The organism is Pseudomonas lini (assembly GCF_964063345.1).
Classification (GTDB): domain Bacteria; phylum Pseudomonadota; class Gammaproteobacteria; order Pseudomonadales; family Pseudomonadaceae; genus Aquipseudomonas; species Aquipseudomonas lini_B.
Window position 1 is genome coordinate 5418388 of sequence record NZ_OZ061318.1, and the last position, 18243, is coordinate 5436630.

Annotated in this window: 18 protein-coding genes; 12 read left to right on the forward strand and 6 right to left on the reverse strand. The window is 58.4% G+C overall.

Translation table 11 applies throughout. From position 1 onward, the window contains the following. Position 1 precedes the first annotated feature (1 nt). From AB3226_RS24615 to AB3226_RS24630, 4 genes are all read left to right on the forward strand, one after another. On the forward strand, positions 2-1744 hold the full coding sequence (locus AB3226_RS24615; protein ID WP_367374968.1) for an amidohydrolase: 1743 nt from the start codon (positions 2-4) through the stop codon (positions 1742-1744). A 110-nt stretch (positions 1745-1854) separates the two neighbouring features. Next, positions 1855-2595: a TorF family putative porin gene (locus AB3226_RS24620; protein ID WP_367374969.1), complete on the forward strand. Its 741-nt coding sequence runs from the start codon at positions 1855-1857 to the stop codon at positions 2593-2595. 207 nt (positions 2596-2802) lie between these two features. After that, positions 2803-4215 carry a cytosine permease gene (locus AB3226_RS24625; RefSeq protein ID WP_367374970.1) on the forward strand — a complete coding sequence of 471 codons (1413 nt, stop codon included), beginning with the start codon at positions 2803-2805 and terminating at the stop codon, positions 4213-4215. Between the two features lie 162 nt (positions 4216-4377). Continuing rightward, entirely contained in the window at positions 4378-5031 is a 654-nt protein-coding gene (locus tag AB3226_RS24630; protein WP_367374971.1) for a peroxiredoxin, read from the forward strand. 265 nt (positions 5032-5296) lie between these two features. Here the strand turns inward: AB3226_RS24630 and AB3226_RS24635 are convergent, their stop codons facing one another. Further along, positions 5297-5794, reverse strand: coding sequence for a heme-degrading domain-containing protein (locus AB3226_RS24635; protein ID WP_367374972.1), 498 nt, complete (start codon positions 5792-5794; stop codon positions 5297-5299). 10 nt (positions 5795-5804) lie between these two features. Then, positions 5805-6806, reverse strand: a complete 1002-nt coding sequence (locus AB3226_RS24640) for a LacI family DNA-binding transcriptional regulator (RefSeq protein ID WP_367374973.1) — start codon at positions 6804-6806, stop codon at positions 5805-5807. Positions 6807-7033: 227 nt separating this feature from the next. Between AB3226_RS24640 and AB3226_RS24645 the strand changes: the two genes are divergently transcribed. Genes AB3226_RS24645 through AB3226_RS24655 form a run of 3 tightly spaced genes read left to right on the forward strand, consistent with a single transcriptional unit; the run spans position 7034 to position 10560 of the window. After that, entirely contained in the window at positions 7034-8173 is a 1140-nt protein-coding gene (locus AB3226_RS24645) for a Gfo/Idh/MocA family protein (protein ID WP_367375842.1), read from the forward strand. After that, entirely contained in the window at positions 8170-9273 is a 1104-nt protein-coding gene (locus AB3226_RS24650) for a sugar phosphate isomerase/epimerase family protein (protein ID WP_367374974.1), read from the forward strand. The genes AB3226_RS24645 and AB3226_RS24650 overlap by 4 nt, the downstream gene beginning before the upstream one ends. 54 nt (positions 9274-9327) lie before the next feature. After that, entirely contained in the window at positions 9328-10560 is a 1233-nt protein-coding gene (locus AB3226_RS24655) for a nucleoside permease (protein WP_367374975.1), read from the forward strand. A gap of 435 nt (positions 10561-10995) precedes the next feature. Here AB3226_RS24655 and AB3226_RS24660 read toward each other — a convergent pair whose 3' ends face one another. Next, the gene (locus AB3226_RS24660; protein ID WP_367374976.1) at positions 10996-11856 is read right to left on the reverse strand and encodes a CAP domain-containing protein; all 861 of its coding nucleotides are present in this window, start codon (positions 11854-11856) and stop codon (positions 10996-10998) included. Between the two features lie 252 nt (positions 11857-12108). On the opposite strand from AB3226_RS24660, the gene AB3226_RS24665 reads away from it, so the two are divergent. From AB3226_RS24665 to AB3226_RS24675, 3 genes are all read left to right on the forward strand, one after another. Further along, positions 12109-12921: an AraC family transcriptional regulator gene (locus AB3226_RS24665; RefSeq protein WP_367374977.1), complete on the forward strand. Its 813-nt coding sequence runs from the start codon at positions 12109-12111 to the stop codon at positions 12919-12921. A gap of 90 nt (positions 12922-13011) precedes the next feature. Beyond that, positions 13012-13398, forward strand: coding sequence for a cupin domain-containing protein (locus AB3226_RS24670; protein ID WP_367374978.1), 387 nt, complete (start codon positions 13012-13014; stop codon positions 13396-13398). Between the two features lie 368 nt (positions 13399-13766). Next, the gene (locus AB3226_RS24675; RefSeq protein WP_367374979.1) at positions 13767-14588 is read left to right on the forward strand and encodes a MinD/ParA family protein; all 822 of its coding nucleotides are present in this window, start codon (positions 13767-13769) and stop codon (positions 14586-14588) included. A 169-nt stretch (positions 14589-14757) separates the two neighbouring features. On the opposite strand, the gene AB3226_RS24680 is transcribed toward AB3226_RS24675, so the two are convergent. The 3 genes from AB3226_RS24680 to AB3226_RS24690 are packed head-to-tail and all read right to left on the reverse strand — an operon-like array spanning position 14758 to position 16413. Continuing rightward, positions 14758-15243: an adenosine-specific kinase gene (locus AB3226_RS24680; protein WP_253549600.1), complete on the reverse strand. Its 486-nt coding sequence runs from the start codon at positions 15241-15243 to the stop codon at positions 14758-14760. Positions 15244-15291: 48 nt separating this feature from the next. Further along, positions 15292-15795, reverse strand: coding sequence for an SLATT domain-containing protein (locus AB3226_RS24685; protein ID WP_007904837.1), 504 nt, complete (start codon positions 15793-15795; stop codon positions 15292-15294). 57 nt (positions 15796-15852) lie between these two features. Then, positions 15853-16413: a thioesterase family protein gene (locus AB3226_RS24690; protein ID WP_367374980.1), complete on the reverse strand. Its 561-nt coding sequence runs from the start codon at positions 16411-16413 to the stop codon at positions 15853-15855. 111 nt (positions 16414-16524) lie between these two features. Here AB3226_RS24690 and AB3226_RS24695 point away from each other — a divergent pair, with 111 nt between their 5' ends. Together AB3226_RS24695 and yfcF are read left to right on the forward strand one after the other, a co-directional pair. Continuing rightward, the gene (locus AB3226_RS24695) at positions 16525-17490 is read left to right on the forward strand and encodes a GlxA family transcriptional regulator (RefSeq protein ID WP_367374981.1); all 966 of its coding nucleotides are present in this window, start codon (positions 16525-16527) and stop codon (positions 17488-17490) included. A gap of 112 nt (positions 17491-17602) precedes the next feature. Continuing rightward, positions 17603-18235: a glutathione transferase gene (gene yfcF / locus AB3226_RS24700; protein WP_367374982.1), complete on the forward strand. Its 633-nt coding sequence runs from the start codon at positions 17603-17605 to the stop codon at positions 18233-18235. Positions 18236-18243: the final 8 nt, after the last annotated feature.

The following is an 18243-nucleotide window of genomic DNA, read 5'->3' on the forward strand; positions in this document are numbered from 1 at the left end:
GATGCAACGATTCATTCCCAACCTGTTGGCCGCAGCCCTGGCCCTTTCCTCGGTGCAGGCCATGGCCGCCGCTGATCTTGTGCTGTTCAACGGCAAGGTTTTTACCGCCGAACCCGGTCAAGCACTGGTTCAGGCCGTGGCGGTGCAAGACGGCAAAATTCTAAAAGTGGGCAGCAATGCCGAGATCAACGCCTTGGCCGATGCCCAGACGCAACGAATCGATCTGGCGGGCAAAGTGCTGATGCCTGGAATGATTGATACCCATAGTCACCCGGTGGTTGCGGCCTTCAACAGCCAGGGGGCCAACCTGCTGGATGAAGTAAAGCCGTTGCCGGAACTCGAGCAATGGGTGATCGAGCAGGATGACGCGGGGCGTGCACGGGCCGGTGACGTGATCAGCATTGCCGGGGTGAGTTCGGCCTATTGGGAGAAAAGCCGCGAGCTCGGTCAGCGCTTCAATCAGGGACGCTGGGCGGACCAACCGGTGGTCCTCAGCGGGATTGACGGGCATACCGGCTGGGCCAACAACGCGATGCTCAAACGTCTGAAAATCGACGCAGCATTGGTAAAAGGTCTGTCGGAACAGGACCGCAGCTTCGTCGGGCACGCAGCGGACTTCACTCCCAATGGGCTGTTCGCCGAATCGCGCTGGGACAAGGTACGCAGTCAGATCCCTGCGCCCGGCAACGAGGTCATGCTCAAGGCTGCCCGCGAGGCGGTGAAGGTCAATAATCAATATGGCGTTACCGCCTGGATGGACGCGGCAGCGAATGCTGGAAGTGGTGATTCGCTGTTCGATTTCCGGGCCACCGAGCAGAGTTACGGTGTTCTACCGCTTTACCGCGAACTGGCAGAGAAGGGCGAGCTCAACGCCCACGTCGCGGCTCTGCTGCTGGCCAACCCAAAAAGCCGGCCGGCGGACTTGGAGGTGCTGGCCAAGGTGATGAAGAAATTCGAGGGCGTGCCCAACTTGAGCTTCCCGGGTATAAAGGTCTTCGCTGACGGCGTTCTGGAGTTTCCGGGGCAGACGGCAGCGGTGATTGTTCCGTTCACCAACAGTCACAAAAACGGTCAGTTGCTGATCGACCCGGCACACTTTGGTGAACTGGTGGTCGCGGCGGAAAAGCGTGACTGGATTGTGCACATACATGCGGTCGGCGACCGTGCCGTACGTGAGTCACTCAATGGCTTTGAATACGCGCGCAAGCTCAATCCGACTCCGATGGCCCACAGCATTACCCACCTGCAACTGGTCAATCCAAAGGAATTCCCGCGCTTCAAGCAACTTGGCGTGATCGCTTCCATGCAACTGCTGTGGGCTACCGGCGAGTCTTACACGGTGGAGTTGGTCAAACCGTATATCAGCGCGTTCGCTTACGGTTATCAGTATCCCGCCAGGTCCCTGCATGACGCCGGTGCGGTCATCGCCGGTGGCAGTGACTGGCCAGTGTCCAGCCCCAACCCGTGGAATGCCATCGCTCAGGCCAGCACTCGCAAAGGGCCGTTGGGGGTGTTGAATGCCAAAGAAAGCATTGATCGCCAGACCATGTTCTACGCCTACACCCTCAATGCCGCCAAAGTCCTGCGGCTGGAGAAACAGATTGGCTCGCTGGTGCCCGGCAAACAGGCCGATCTGATCATCCTCGACCGCGATGTGTTCAAGGTCAGCGACGACGCGCTGTTCGACACCAAGGTCCTGAAGACTTTCTTCGCTGGCAAGCAGGTTTACGCCCCCGCGTCCTGACGACTACCCGCCGGCAGCAGCCAAAAAATGCTCCTGCTCCTCGTATTGCGAGGGGCAGGGCAAAGCCGTGCCCGAAATCACCCGCTGATCCATAAAAATAAGAGACTTGTATGAACGTACGCTCAGCATTGACCCTTGCCAGCCTTGTATTGGCTCCCCTGACCAGCCAGGCGCTGACACTTAACGACAACTTCAGCCTGGACATGACCCTGGGCGTTGTCAGCGACTACCGCACGCGTGGCATTTCGCAAGCCCTGGGGGATCCGGCGGTTCAGGCCGGCGCCACTCTGGTCCACAGCAGCGGCTTGTACATTGGCGCCTGGACCTCGAATGTCGATTTCGGCGGCCCCTACAAGACCCGGCAGGAACTTGATTACTACGCGGGCTACTACTGGCAGGCGACCGAGGCAATCAGTCTCGATCTGGGGTACCTCAAGTACGACTATCCAAAGGAAGGCCAATTCAACATGAGTGAGGTCTACGCCATCCTTGACGTTTATGGCGTGAAGCTCGGCGTCAATTACTCAAACGATACGCCGAACTTCTTTGGCGAGGATCAGGACACGCTTTACACCTACCTCAGCTACAAAATCGAATTGCCGGCCGAGATCGGCCTGAACCTGCGCGTGGGTCGCAATGATGTCAAAGACCCGGCTTTCTGGTCCGCCAACGGTGAAAGCCGTGATGCCTACACCGAGTGGGAAGCCAAACTGACCCGCGATTTCGTCGGCGTGACCTGGGGACTCAGCTACATCGATACCGACCTGTCGAAAAGCGAATGCGCGAGCTGGTACGGCTATGGCGATCTATGCACTGCCACCGTGGTAGCCAGTGCCAGCAAGGCCTTCTAAGCGTCAAAAACCCTGCCAGTCAGCTAACAAAAATCCAGGGTCGAGCGATCCATTGTGGCGAGGGAGCTTGCTCCCGCTCGACTGCGCAGCAGTCGCAAAATCGCATTGTTGTCAGAATTTTGGGGCCGCTTCGCAGCCCAGCGCGAGCAAGCTCGCTCGCCACAAAAACACCTTTACCCGTCTGCCCCCTCAGAAGAGAACACCGCAATGACCAAGGTCAGCGATAGTCAGCAGCGAAGTCCCCTGATCGAGACACGTTCGATCGATTACATTCCCGAGGCCGAGCGTCATGGCAGCCTCTACAGCCAGTTCACCCTGTGGCTCGGCGCCAACCTGCAGATCACCGCGATCGTCACCGGCGCTTTGGCCGTGGTGCTGGGTGGCGATGTGTTCTGGTCACTGATGGGTTTGCTGATCGGCCAGTTGCTCGGCGGTGCGGTGGTTGCCCTGCATGCGGCACAAGGACCGAAGCTCGGGTTGCCGCAGATGATCTCCAGTCGCGTGCAGTTCGGCGTCTATGGGGCGGCGATCCCGATTGTGCTGGTGTGCCTGATGTACCTCGGCTTCAGTGCCACCGGCGCGGTACTGTCGGGGCAGGCCATTGCCCAGCTGATGAATGTCAGCGACAGCGCCGGCATCCTGATTTTCGCTTCCTGCATCGCGTTTCTGACGATCTTCGGTTATCGGGTCATTCACTTGGTCGGACGGGTGGCCAGCGTGCTGGGCATCATTGCCTTCGTCTATCTGTTTACCCGGTTGATGACGCTCAACGACATCGGTCTGCTGCTGCAAAATCGTCATTTTGGCTGGAGCACTTTCCTGCTGGCGGTATCCCTTTCCGCGTCCTGGCAGATCGCGTTTGGCCCTTATGTGGCCGACTACTCACGCTACCTGCCGAGCAAGACTTCATCCTGGAAGACGTTCACCGCCGTAGGCCTGGGAACGGTGCTGGGCGCTCAAGCGTCCATGGTGCTGGGAGTGTTCGCCGCTGCGTTGGCGGGCACGGGTTTTCGCGGGCATGAAGTCGCCACCATCGTCGGGCTGGGCAGCACCGGCGTGATCGCTTCCTTGCTGTATTTGAGCGTGGTGTTCGGCAAGGTCACGGTGTCGACCCTCAACGCTTATGGCAGCTTCATGTGTGTGGCCACCATCATCAGTGGCTTTCGTCGTGGTTTCGAGATATCCGCCGGTAAACGCATGCTGTTTGTGCTGGCGATTGTCGGGGCGTCCACCGCGCTTGCACTGTTGGGGCAGCACTCGTTTCTCACGACGTTCAAATACTTCATTCTGTTTTTGTTGACCTTCTTCACGCCGTGGAGCGCGATCAACCTGGTGGATTATTACTTCATCAACAAAGAGCGTTATGACATTCCCGCGTTGTCCGACCCGACGGGGCGTTATGGCCGCTGGAATGTGTTGGGGATCAGCGTGTATGTCTTTGGTGTGCTGGTTCAGCTGCCTTTTGTCGACACTCACTTCTATTCCGGACCGATGGTCGCGCAGCTTGGCGGTGTCGATATTTCCTGGATCGTCGGGCTGGTGGTGCCGGGCATTCTCTACTACTGGGTGGCCAGGGCATCCGCGCTTGCCGTGTCGATCGAAGGTGACTCGAAGGCTTGAAGGCCCCGTCGATAAAGGGCTGCAGAGCGGGCGCGGCGATAGCTACCTTGTATTCAAGCGTCTCCTATACTGATCCGCGTTGACAGGTTCAACGCAGATCCTGAAGGCCGTTGGAACAGCAGCCAGCGGCTTCCCTACGAATCAACAGTAAGGAGAACGAACATGGCAATCCGTATTGGCGACGAAGCACCGGACTTTACCGTCGAAAGCACCGAAGGCCCGCTGCATTTCCACGAGTGGATCGGCGACAAGTGGGCGATCCTGTTTTCCCATCCCAAGGACTTCACCCCGGTGTGCACCACTGAGCTCGGCTACATGGCAGGGCTCAAGCCAGAGTTCGATAAGCGCAACACCAAGATCGTCGGGCTCAGCGTCGACCCTGTCAGTAACCACCAGACCTGGGCCAAAGACATCGAAGAGACCCAGGGGCATGCGGTCAACTATCCCATGATCGGGGACGATAACCTGGTGGTGGCGAAGCTCTACGACATGATTCATCCGAATGCCAGTGGCGGCGCACGGACTGCCGTGGACAACGCTACGGTGCGTTCAGTGTTCATCATCGGCCCGGACAAAAAGGTCAAGGCGATGCTGATCTACCCGATGAGTGCGGGGCGCAACTTCGATGAAGTGCTGCGTCTGCTCGACTCTCTGCAATTGAACGCCAAGCACACCGTTGCTACCCCGGTGAACTGGCGTCCGGGCGAGGACGTGATCATTCCCACTTCCGTCTCGGATGAGGACGCCAGGAAGAAATATCCGGATGGCTTCAAAACGGTGAAACCTTATTTGCGCACGGTGGCGCAACCGAAGTAACCGATCCGTCCAGTCAGTCAAGCGTGATACTGAACTTGTGGCGAGGGAGCTTGCTCCCGTTGGACTGCGAAGCAGCCCCCCTCTTTTTGGGGATAAGCGGGGCCGCTTCGCGACCCAGCGGGAGCAAGCTCCCTCGCCACAGGTTACTCATCGCTTGTTCTATCTCTAAACTGACTGGCACTAGAGCAGGCTCGCTCCCACAGTCTGCTGCGCGGGCATTGATGGATAAGATTCGGGAGATCGTAAGAGATCCAGCGACTGCAGGTTATTCGCCCTCAAGCGCGAGTTCGCTCGGGTCGGCCCCACACATCTGTGCCAACACTTGAACCACCAGGGCATGATCCTCACGCTGGGGCAGCCCTGAAACGGTGACGGCGCCGATGCACCCCACGCCCTTGACCGACACCGGGAAGCTGCCGCCATGATCGGCGTAATCACGCAGCGGCAACCCCATCAAACTTTCGAGTGAATCGCCCTGAAGCTTAAAGGACAGGCCTACGCGGTATGAGCTGAGTTCCATCAGTTCCACGACATTTCGCTTGCGTCGTGCCCAGTCGGCATTGCTGGCGGAGGTTCCTGGCATCGAGTAGAAAAACACCGTATCCCGCGCCAGCCTGACCTCAATCGTGGCGGACACGCCTTGCTCCTCGCAGGCGGTTTTCAAACGGATGCCCAAGTCCCAGGCCGTGGCTTTGTCGAAGCGCTCAAACTTCAGGGTTTCTTCCTGGAGCGCGATGCGTTGCAGGTCGGTTTTGATGTCCATGATTTCTCCCTCATCCCTTTCGGGCGGTCGTACTGTTACGCACGGTTAATGTGAACGGCAGCACCACATGGCGGTCCGGAATGGGCTTTTTTTCAATGAGGGCGATCAGCATTTCAACGGCTTTTTGGCCAAAGATTTCGGCGGGTTGCGCAATGGTTGTCAACGCTGGATCACAGTAGGCCGCGAACGGAATGTCATCGAAACCGACCAACGAAATATCTTCGGGTACCTGCAAACCCTGCTGTTTGATGCGCTTCAATGCACCGATTGCCATTTCATCGTTTTCGCAAAAGAACGCGGTCGGACGGTCGGGCAGTTCCAGCAGCATTCCCGCGCCATCAAAACCGGCCTGCAACGTGAAGTCCCCGTGGCAGATCAATTGTGGATCTGACTCGATACCGGCCTGGTGCAATGCATCTTGATAACCGGCCACGCGGTCGCGTGTGAGCGGGCTGCTTTTCGGGCCTTTTATCAGACCGATCCGGCGATGGCCCAGATCGATCAGATGCTCCGTCATGGCCTTGGCCGCTGCCCGGTTGTCGAGGCTGATCGTCGGATGCCGCCCGCCTTGAATCACCTCACAGGCGTTGACCAAGGGCAGTGATTCGCCGTGTGGGGAGGGCGATTCAAACGGGTCGTAGGCGCGCAACTGAATCACGCCGTCGGCCTGGTGGGCGTACACCAGCGCGGCAAATTCCCGTTCGATTTCCTCGCGACCCTGGGTGTCGCACAGCAGCAGTCGGTAACCGGCGGCCTGTGCCGCCTGTTGAGCGCCGCTAATGACCCGTGCGAAAAACGTGTTGGCGATGGCCGGGACCAGAATCACCAGATTGCCGGTTCTGCGCGAACGAAACTGCACAGCCATGAGGTTCGGCCGGTAGCCGGCCTGTTCCACGGCTGCGTTGACCTTGTCCCGGGTTTCGGGGAGTACGCGCTCGGGCGACTTCAGCGTTCTGGACACAGTGGCCACCGAAACGCCGGCCAGCCGGGCTACTTCACGGATATTGGACAAGACAACCTCGTTATCGAACCGGCAGATGTAAGCATGGCCGGCGAGCTTACCGCAGTCCGGCCGTGCGCTGAAATGACCTGCATTGTTAATCCCGGGTTTGACACCTGAAGTAACTGAGCTTAAATTTCCGGCAGTATGTAACCGGTTACATCATAGTCAAACCTGAGCGTTAGCCCGCCCCGAACAAGAGAAAATTCGCGATGAATGTTGCAACGGCAAAAATAAGAATGGGGTTTGTCGGGGGCGGCGAGGGTGCTTTCATCGGCAAAGCCCACCGCCAGGCCGCCGGCCTCGATGGTCGTTTTGAACTGGTGTGCGGTGCATTCAGCCGAGACGCCCGCAACAATCAGGACACCGGTGCCGCGCTGGGATTGTCCGCCTCACGCTGCTACAGCGACTGGCAGCGGATGCTCGATAGCGAGCGCGCACTGCCTGCCGATCAGCGCATGGAGCTGTTGGTCATCGTCACGCCCAATCACTTGCACGCGCCGATCGCCAGCCAGGCATTGAGCGCGGGTTTTCATGTGTTCAGCGAAAAGCCCGCGGCACTGAACCTGTCCGAGCTGCTGGCGCTCAAGGCAGTGGTGAAAAGCAGCGATCGCCTCTATGGACTGGCCCACACGTATCTGGGTTATCCAATGGTCTGGCAGGCGCGCAAGATGGTACGTACCGGCGTGATCGGCGCTGTGCGCAAGGTCATCGTCGAGTACCCGCAGGGCTGGCTGAGTCGGGATGTGGCCGGGCAGGGCAACAAGCAGGCGAGTTGGCGCGATCAGCCCGAGCAGTCCGGGCTGGGCGGCTGCATAGGCGACATCGGCACCCATGCCTTTTCACTGGCCGAATTCGTCGCAGACCAACCCATCGAGCAGGTGTGTGCAACCTTGGGTTCGCACATTGCCGGGCGGCAACTGGACGATGACGCGGCGATGCTGTTCAAGATGGCCGCCGGGGCCAGCGGGGTGTTGATCGCCAGCCAGGTCTGCGCCGGCGAAGAGAACCCGTTGAAGATTCGCGTCTATGGCGATAAGGGCGGGCTGGAGTGGCGTCAGGAAGAGCCTGCGAGCCTGATCCATCGTTCCCTCGATCAACCGTTGAGCATCCTTCGTTCCGGTGTCGGCCAGCCCTGGTTGTGCGAGGCCGCCAGCCAGCGCATGCGTTTGCCTGCCGGGCATCCCGAAGGTTATCTCGAGGCCATGGCCAATCTCTATGGTGATTTCGCCACCGCGATCCGCTGCAACGTGGAAGGCAACGATGCCCCCGGCGTGCCGGGCATCGACGTCGGGTTGCGTGGCATGGCGTTCATCGAAGCGGTGGTCGCCAATCATCGCGGCGACGCGAAGTGGACAGAACTGGTCTGCAACCCATGAATCCGGAGAACCCTCCCGTGAACCACACCTCCCCAACACCGGCAGGCCTGCGCGGCCCGGGAATTTTCCTCGCGCAGTTCATGTCCGCCGAAGCGCCCTTCGACACGCTCGCCAACATTGCTCATTGGGCTGCGGCGCAGGGTTACAAAGCCATTCAATTGCCGACCTTGGGCACGCAGTACATCGACCTGGCGCGCGCCGCCGACAGTCAGGATTACTGTGATGAGTTGAAAGCCGTCTGCGCCCAGGCAGGTGTCGAAATCAGCGAGCTGTCGACGCATTTGCAGGGCCAACTGGTGGCGGTGCATCCGGCGTTCGATACGTTGTTCGATGACTTCGCCCCCGCGCATTTACGCGGCCAGCCTCAGGCACGCACCGAGTGGGCCATCGATCAGTTGAAGCTCGCCGCGCGCGCCAGCCAACGCTTGGGGCTGAAGGCGCACGCGACGTTTTCCGGTGCGCTGCTGTGGCCCTATGTCTACCCGTGGCCGCAACGCCCGAGCGGTCTGGTCGAGCAGGGTTTTGCCGAACTGGCCAGGCGCTGGTTGCCGATCCTCGATTGTTTCGAGCAAGCCGGCGTCGACCTCTGCTACGAGATCCATCCCGGCGAAGACTTGCACGACGGCGCCTCGTTCGAGCGTTTCCTTGAGGCCGTCGATCACCATCCGCGCGCCGCGATCCTCTACGACCCGAGTCATTTGCTGCTTCAGCAAATGGACTATCTGGGCTTCATCGATCGCTACCACGAGCGCATCCGCATGTTCCACGTCAAGGACGCCGAGTTCCGGCCCGATGCTCGCTCGGGTGTCTACGGCGGTTATCAAGGTTGGGTCGAGCGGCCTGGCCGCTTCCGCTCTTTGGGCGATGGGCAGATCGATTTCAAATCGATCTTCAGCAAATTGACGCAGTACGACTTTACCGGCTGGGCGGTTCTGGAATGGGAGTGTTGCCTGAAGGATTCGGAGCAGGGTGCCGCAGAAGGCGCGGCCTTCATCCGGCAGCACATGATCAGCAAAACCCGAAAGGCATTTGATGATTTCGCCAGCGTGACGTCCGACGAAGGTTTCAATCGTCGACTGCTGGGTTTGCCCGACGCCTGAATACAACCTTGTTCGTTCCTCTCTCCGCAAAAAAACAATAAGACGGTGACTGATATGACCACGATGACTGCGCGATTAAGCGTAATGATGTTCTTGCAGTTCTTTATCTGGGGCGGATGGTTCGTGACCCTCGGCACCTTCCTCTCCAGTAATCTGGGGGCCAGCGGCGGGCAGATTGGCATGGCGTTCTCGACGCAGTCCTGGGGCGCGATCATCGCGCCCTTTGTGATCGGTTTGATTGCCGACCGCTACTTCAATGCCGAGCGCATCCTCGCGGTGTTGCATCTGATCGGCGCGGTGTTGCTATTGCAACTCTATCGAGCGCCTGACTTCAGTGCGTTTTACCCGTTCGTGCTGGCCTACATGATGATTTACATGCCGACGCTGGCATTGGTGAATTCGGTGGCGTTCCGGCAGATGCGCGACCCGGCCCTGGAGTTCTCGCGGATCAGAGTGTGGGGCACCATCGGCTGGATCGTGGCGGGCGTGGTGATCAGTTTTGTATTTGCCTGGGATTCGCAACAAGCGATCTCCTCCGGTGGTTTGCGCAACACGTTTCTGATGTCGGCCATCGCCTCCCTCGTGCTCGGGCTCTACAGCTTCAGCCTGCCGCGCACCGCGCCGCTCAAACCTGAGCCGGGCAGTGTCGGCTTAAAGCAAATGCTGGGGCTGGACGCCTTGGGTTTGTTGAAGGATCGCAGTTACCTGGTGTTCTTCATCGCCTCCATTTTGATCTGCATTCCGTTGGCGTTTTATTATCAGAATGCCAACCCGTTCCTGGCGGAAATCGGCGTGACCAATCCAACCGCCAAGATGGCGATCGGGCAAGTCTCGGAAGTGCTGTTCATGTTGCTGCTGCCGCTGTTCATTCAGCGTTTCGGCATCAAGATCGCGCTGCTGGTGGGGATGCTGGCGTGGGCGTTGCGCTATCTGCTGTTCGCCTACGGCAACAACGGGGACCTCGCCTTCATGTTGTTCACCGGCATCGCCTTGCACGGCATCTGTTACGACTTCTTCTTTGTTTCGGGGCAGATCTACACCGATGCCAAAGCGTCGGAGCGTTTCAGAAGCTCCGCGCAAGGGTTGATCACGCTCGCGACGTATGGCTTGGGCATGCTGATTGGCTTTTGGGTGGCCGGGGCGGTCACCGATCACTATGCGTCGGCTGAGAGCCATGACTGGAAAAGCATCTGGCTGTTCCCGGCAGGGTTCGCGTTGGCGATATTTTTCTGTTTTTCGCTGGCCTTCAAAGGGCGGCAAAGCGTGGCAGCGCCGTCGAGTATTTGAATCATCACCCAAGTCTGAAGAACACCCGTCAGTAAAGGTGCACAACCTGTGGGAGCGATCCTGCTCGCGAAAGTGGTGGGTCAACTTGCATCATTATCGACTGTGCCGACGCCATCGCGGGCAAGCCCGCTCCCACAGTGGTCGGTGTTGTTTGCAAAATTGGCGTACGTCGCCAGTCCCTTTGTGGGAGCAGGCTTGCCTGGGATGGCGGCTGATATGGACTCATCGCGAGCAGGCTCGCTCCCACCGTTTGATCTCAGTGGTCCACCCATTTGGTGTTCGGCTCAGATCCTTATGGGAGCGGGCTTGCCCGCGATGGCGGTATGTCAGGCGACATTGGTGTTGAGTCTGCTGACCTCATCGCGAGCAAGCCCGCACACAGGGTGATCTGCGATTAGCTGACTGGCATTTCAGGGGTTATGGAACGCGCTTCACTCAAGGCGCGCCAAACAGCATCGTCCAATAAACACCCTCATCGCTGCGCGAATCGGCGGCATAGGCTGCGCCTACTTGGGTAAACATCGGGTTCATCAGATTGGCGCAATGCCCGGGACTGGCCAGCCAGCCGGCCATCGCTTTGTTCGGTGAGCTTTGCCCAGCGGCGATGTTTTCGCCAATCTGCCGGCCTCGATAGCCGGCGGCTTTGGCCCGATCCAATGGCATATCACCGTCGGGATCGCGATGGGCGAAGTAATTGCCGTAGGCCATTGCCTTGCTGTGGCCTTGCGCGGCGGCCCCCAGAGCGGCATTCCAGGTCAACGGTCGTGCGGCGGCAAAGCGTTGGCGCCCGCACAGGCGCGGCCTGGCCCGTGCCGCATTGACCTGTGCCAGCAACGCCTTGCCCGCTTCTCGCGAATCACCGACACGTCCGTCGAGCACCGGTTGCGCCAGCACCACCTGCCATTCGCTACGGGAGCGAGTGACGCCGATATCGGCGAACTGGGTATCGAGCAGCGCCCCGCAATAGTCGCTCTCAAGCATGTCAAACGCCTCATCGGCATCTTGCGCGCCGACCACGCGAATGGTGCGCACCGTCACTGCTTGATAGCCCTTAGCTTTCAAGGCGCCCCGCAAACCGCCGCCATAGCCGACCGGTAACGCCAGGTTCGATTTCAGCGACAGCGGCCGCAACGGCTTGACCGTACGCCCCGCACAACGATCGGGATCGGCGCGGTAGTCGTTGATGACTTCCACCAGTTGCCGTTCCCCACTGGCATGGGCGGGGCTGGCGAGTAGCGGGAGCAAAGGCATCAGGCACAGAGAAACAAAGCGACAGCAGCGGACGATTGGGCGCATGAACGGACAGCTCTGATGAGATGACGACGATAGGGGGGTAGGAACGAGCAATGACCGTAGGAGCGCTTCGTTGGGTGAGCTTCTTTTACGGCACGGCTAAGACTGCGGCTCTGAAGACTGGTTCACGAGGGGAAGAGACAAATTTAACGGCGCCGCCGTGGGGGCCTATTCAGGCTTGCACGGGTCAGTCCGCCGGGGACATCAGCCACGCTGACTGGTACCGTACTGACATCATTCAGGGGGTACAGGGACATGACGAAAACCAGGGGTGACAAAGACTGGGTAAAGCGCTCGGCTCAGCCGTTGAAGATGGAGCGCATCGAAGCCTTTTTTGGCGGCCATGGGTTTACCCCGCATCGCCACGACACGTACGCCATCGGACGAACGCTGTCGGGTGTACAAAGCTTCCAGTACCGCAACACCCAGCGTCATAGCCTGCCCGGGAAAACTATCGTTTTGCATCCGGACGAGGTGCATGACGGTGAAGCCGGCACTGAGGCGGGTTTTCATTATCGGATGATTTACATCGAACCCGCCTTGATTCAGCAAGTATTAGGCGGCAAGCCCTTGCCCTTTATCGAGGGTGGTATATCCAGCGATCCACGGCTTTATGCCGCGACCCAGGTGCTGCTGCAGAACCTCGACGCTTGCATCGAGCCCCTGGAAGAAGACGATGCCATTTACGATCTCGCGCAGGCGCTGGATGCGAATTCGGGGCAGCGCGGGCGGCGCAAGTCGTTTGATTTCGCCGCGGCCGAACGCGCGCGTGCGCTGATTCATGAGTCGCTGGATCGAGTCATTACCCTGGAGGAGTTAGCACAGGCGAGTGGTCGAGATCGCTGGAGCCTGAGCCGTGATTTTCGTGCGCTGTACGGTACGAGCCCCTATCGATACATGACGCAACGACGTCTCGATCTGGCAAGAGCACTGATGTTCGGGGGCCACTCGATGGCGGAGGCGGCCGTCTGCGCAGGCTTTTTCGATCAAAGCCACATGACGCGTCAATTCGTCCAGACCTACGGCGTCTCACCCGGCCGGTGGATGAAAAGGCTGGGCCTGGTTTAAGGGCGTTCGACTTGCACAATCATGCAATACGCGACGGCGAGCCTCTCCTAAAGTCAGACCTCGATAACTTGGCTAGTGAGGGCGACTCAAATGCATTCCCAACCCGGCGTGACAACCTGCACCGCGATTAACTTTGCCGAAAAACTGGCTTTGTTCAGCGAGCAATGGGCGCCCAAGGTCATTGCCGAAATGAACGACTACCAGTTCAAGGTGGTGAAAATCGAAGGCGACTTTGTCTGGCATTCCCACGCCGACACCGATGAAACCTTCATCGTCCTCGAAGGCGAGCTTCGCATTGATCTTCGAGAGGGAGCGGTCGTGGTCAGGCAGGGAGAAATGTACGTTGTCCCCAAGGGCGTCGAACACAAGCCTTACGCCGAGCGAGAGGTGAAGATGTTACTGATCGAGCCGCGTGGCGTGCTGAATACCGGCGATCAGGAAGGAGAAAGAACCGCAATCAATGACGTCTGGATTTAGACGCTTCAGTATTTTCTCCATGTTTGTATGGGTGAGCAGGGCTCAGGCGCCTTTAACGGCAAAATAGCTGCCGAACAGATTGCTGTAGAAGGACAGGTGTTCACCCTTGATCTGGCCCAGCGAAGTGCATCATCGATGAGGGCTTTGAGGCTCTATCGGTACATCTGCCAGCAAGCATTCAGGAACGCAGTGTCATTCTCTGAATCAACGAATTAGCGGCGTTTTCGTTGAAAAGGCTCGATGACAGGTGGCGAAGTGCCTCTCGTCGGAAGACAACGCGGCTATTTCGCGCTTTTCAGCTATTCTTGCGGCATCTGGACGGTGGCCATGACGTACTGGCACACGATGCGCAAGGAAGGGAAGACAAAATGGATGATGTGCATTGCGTGCAGGTTATCGCTGTGACTGGCGGTAAAGGTGGCGTGGGCAAGACAACGGTGGCGGTTAACCTTTCGTTGGCGCTGGCAAAAATGGGGCGGCGCGTCGTATTGCTGGACGCTGATCTCGGCCTGGCGAATATCGATATTCTGTTGGGGCTGACCCCGCGCTACACACTGGCCGATGTCATCGAAGGGCGTTGCGAGCTGTCCGAGGTGCTGTTGCCTGGGCCTGGAGGCATTCGTGTTGCCCCGGCCTCTTCGGGCTTGCAGAGCATGATTCATCTGGAGCCTGCGCAATACCGTGCGCTGATCCAGTCCTTTAGCGATATTGGCGATAAGCTGGATGTGCTGGTGATCGATACGGCCGCCGGTATCGGTGGCTCAGTGGTCAACTTCATCCGCGCGGCGCAGGAAGTGATGTTGGTTGTGTGCGATGAACCCACCTCGATCAGCGGCGCCTACGGACTGATCAAACTGCTCAACCTGAACTACGGTCTGCATCGTTTTCGGGTGTTGGTCAACATGACAGGAAGTCCGGCAGAAGGCCGCAATCTGTTTGCCAAGCTGGAAAAAATTACCGAAATGTTCCTGGATGTCTCGCTGCAATACGTCGGCGCGATACCCAACGATGAATGTGCGCACAAAGCCGTGCAGAAGGGGCGTGCGGTGTTTGAAGCCTTTCCCCGTTCCAAATGCGCTCTCGCCTTCCAGGCCCTGGCTCACAACGTCGACACCTGGCCTTTGCCGACTCATCCGAGAGGGCATGTGGAGTTTTTTGTTGAGCAACTCGTGCAGAATTCGGGGAGGTGAGTCTCAAGGCCTGCCTTTAAGAAAATCTTCAGTCAGAGATAAACCTGTGGCGAGGGAGCTTGCTCCCGCTTGAGTGCGTAGCACTCACAAAAAATCGGCGCTTATCAGATCTTTGGGGCCGCTCCGCAGCCCAGCGCGAGCAAGCTCGCTCGCCACAAAAACACTAAAGTCACAACTTGTAGCCGATCTGCCGCAACAAATTCTTGCGCCACAGAATGTCTTCATCGCCTTCTATGTCTTTGGCACAGAAGCCATCCACCACGCCCAAAATCCCGCGCCCCTGTTCCGTCTCAGCAACAATCACCTCAGTTGGATTGGCCGTTGCACAAAAGATACGACACACCTCTGGAACCATTTTGACGGTGTTCAACACGTTCAGTGGATAGAAACCGTCGCCCAGGAAAATGATGAAGCTATGGCCCGCGGCAATGGCTTGCGCATTTTTCTGCGCAAGTTCGATCATGGCGGTATCGGTGCCGGACCATCGCACCAGGCATTTGCCGGAGGCTTCACAAAAGGCCACGCCAAACTGGATACCTGGCACGGCGTTGACCAACGCTTCATGAATATCCTCGACGGACTTGATGAAGTGCGTCTGACCCAAAATGAAGTTCGTCTCTTGCGGCTTGTCGATTTTCAACGTGATGAGTTGCATTTCAAACGCCTCCTTTCACGATGCTGCGAACCAGAGTCTGGCCTCTAATCAAGCCGGCACGGTGTCTTGCTCAGCGGGCGGTGTCTCTGTGTGGACGCGGACATCTCCCAGTTTTCTGATCGTCGACTTGGGCAAGGTCGGGGCATCAAGCAGAATCGAATCAATGCGCTTGCGGATGTCCAAAACGATTGGGCCCAGGATAGCCTCGTCTTTGCCGCTGGCGATTTCGTCCTGAATCTCACGAGATATCGCTCCGAGTTTTTCGGCGGTGTCTTTGTGCCCGGCGGCCCGGGTGTCAAAGTTCAGGAAGGTCTGAACCGAACTCAACACCAGGGTCAGGAGTGACAGCACGCCGGCTACGTATTGGAGCCATACGGGCGAGGAGTCACTGATGGAGCCAAAGACACTGGCGCTGACGATCGCCGACAGCACCACGCAGGGGATGCCCAGTTTCCAGCTGAATTTCTCGAAATCCCGGGCACTGATTTCGTGTTCAATCTGCAACCGAACAATCATGCGATTCCATTTGGTCAGTAGCTCGAGCCGGCTCATGGTTGCAGTCCTTGGCAGGGGGATTCAGAGGAATATTAGCTTCTATTTGGCCGCTTGTTAGGGGGCAGAGACAGTCGCCAGGCCTTCTTCCTCTCGGAGTTGGCGGCTCATGTCGTCGCAGCTCTGCGACCAGGCTGTCAGCCATGGCGACATCTCGGGTGACCGTTCAGCCAATCCCAGCTCCCGGACAAACTCGGCAGGTGAGACCGTGCCTTTGGCCGCGCGGAACAGCCCCCGCATGATGACGACGCCAATCACGCGTCCTTTGCTCACGAAGCGGTGTTCCATAAAGCTCCACTTATCGTCCCAGCCGAGTATGCGGGTATGAATCTCAAACGATTCGAACAGCTTCAGCTCCCGCCGAAACTTGCCCCAGGTATCCCCAACAATCGGCACCGCTCTATGGCGCAGGGCCACTCGATAGGCACCGCTGCGCAGGACGAAGTCCATGCGGCCTATGTCGGCCATAGTGAAATAACGGCCATTGGTGACGTGCCGGTTGAGGTCAAGATCGAGTGGCCAGACGCGCATGCGGATGACGGTAGTGGCCAGCCCATCAACCGGCTTGCGCCATGGGCGACGAAACAGCATCAGGAACAGTCGAAACCAGAGATTCATAAGTACGCCGAGGGCTGAGTAGAGCGGTGCACTTTAGGGCGGAGAAATCGGATAAGGTAGGTGCACAAATGACTTTTTTCATGCGAAAAGCGCAATCCGGATCATTCATTCATGCACGTTACTCTGCTACTGGCTGATCAATGTTCCGCCGCCAGCGCCACCTTGGCGCTGGAGGTGCTCAGTGCCGCCAACCTGTTCGCCGACACCACCAGCACGCCATTTGATGTGGTCGTCGCCTCATTGGATGGCGGTGATGTCGCCGCGTGGGGCGGGCAGACGCTACGCGTAGACCGATCCATCGCCGAAATCTGCCAAACCGATCTGGTGGTAATCCCGGGGTTCCTCTTCACCCTGAAGGATGCCTTGCCTGCATTTGCAGGTTATGGGCCGTGGCTGCGCCAACAGCATGCGCAAGGTGCCGTCGTGGCTTCAATGTGTACGGCGACGTTCATGCTGGCCGAGGCGAGAATGCTGGACGGTATTCGTGCCACCACGCACTGGGCCTTTGCCGATCTTTTTCGCCGTCGGTATACCGCGGTCTGTCTGGAGGAGGAGCAAATCCTTTGCGAGGACAATCGCGTCATCACCTGCGGGGGCGCGAGTGCGGCCATGGATCTTTTGCTGCACCTCATCCGCCGGTTCGCTTCACTGGAGCTGGCGCAGAAGTGTGGCAAATACTTGCTGGTCGACAACGTGCGCAGCGAACAATCGGTCTATGTCATGTGGTCACTGCCGAAGAACCATGGGGATGGCGATATCCTGCGCGTTCAAGATTGGCTGGAGGATAACTTTCATCAGCCGCTATTGATCAATGACGTGGCCCAGCGATTCGGGTTCGGCGTCAGGAACTTCAAAAGGCGTTTCAAGGAAGCCACTGGGTACACGCCGCTGACCTACCTGCAAGCGCTACGCGTGGAGAGGGCAAAGCAGCTTCTTGAATCAACACGAATGACGCTGGACAGCATCACTTACAAAGTCGGTTACGAGGATGGCAATTCCTTTCGCAGGCTTTTTCGGCAGCGAGTGGGCCTGCTTCCGGCGGCTTACCGGAAGAAGTTTCAACCGGGTACGAGCTGAGCTGCTGTCAATCGCAGGTATTCCGCTCAGGAATGCCCCCATAAAAATCATGCATTTTCTTTATGGCATCGGATCTCGTAGCGTGTCTGCTCACCATATGGAGATGACCGCCGTGAATGATTCCCGCCTGCGCCTGTACGTTGATGCTCAATTCACCAGCCCTTATGCCATGTCGGTTTTCGTGGCCCTTCGCGAAAAGGGCATCGAATTCGAACTGAGCCCGCTGGATCTCGACGCGTTCGAAAACCAGTCAGAAGACTATGCCAGCCTCTCACTGACCCAGCGCGTACCGACGCTGGTGCATGGCGACTTTGCCTTGTCTGAATCGTCGGCGATCACTGAATACCTGGAAGACGTTTTCCCCCAGACGCCGGTCTACCCGCAAGAGTTGATGCAGCGTGCGAAGGCACGACAAGTCCAGGCGTGGCTGCGCAGTGACCTGCTGCCCATTCGGCAGGAACGATCCACACTGGTGGTGTTTTATGGCCTCAAATCAGCGCCCTTGTCGCCCGCAGCCGAATCGGCCGCGCGCAAGCTGATAAGTGCTGCACAAGCGCTGCTGGCTGACGGTCGCGAGTACCTGTTCGGGCAATGGTCGATCGCCGATGTGGACCTGGCCTTGATGCTCAACCGGCTGATACTCAACGGCGACGCCGTGCCATCCGCGCTGGTGGAATACGCGCAGCGTCAATGGCAGCGGCCTACGGTGCAGGAATGGGTCAAACTGCAGCGTCCTGCGCTGTAGTCGGCGTA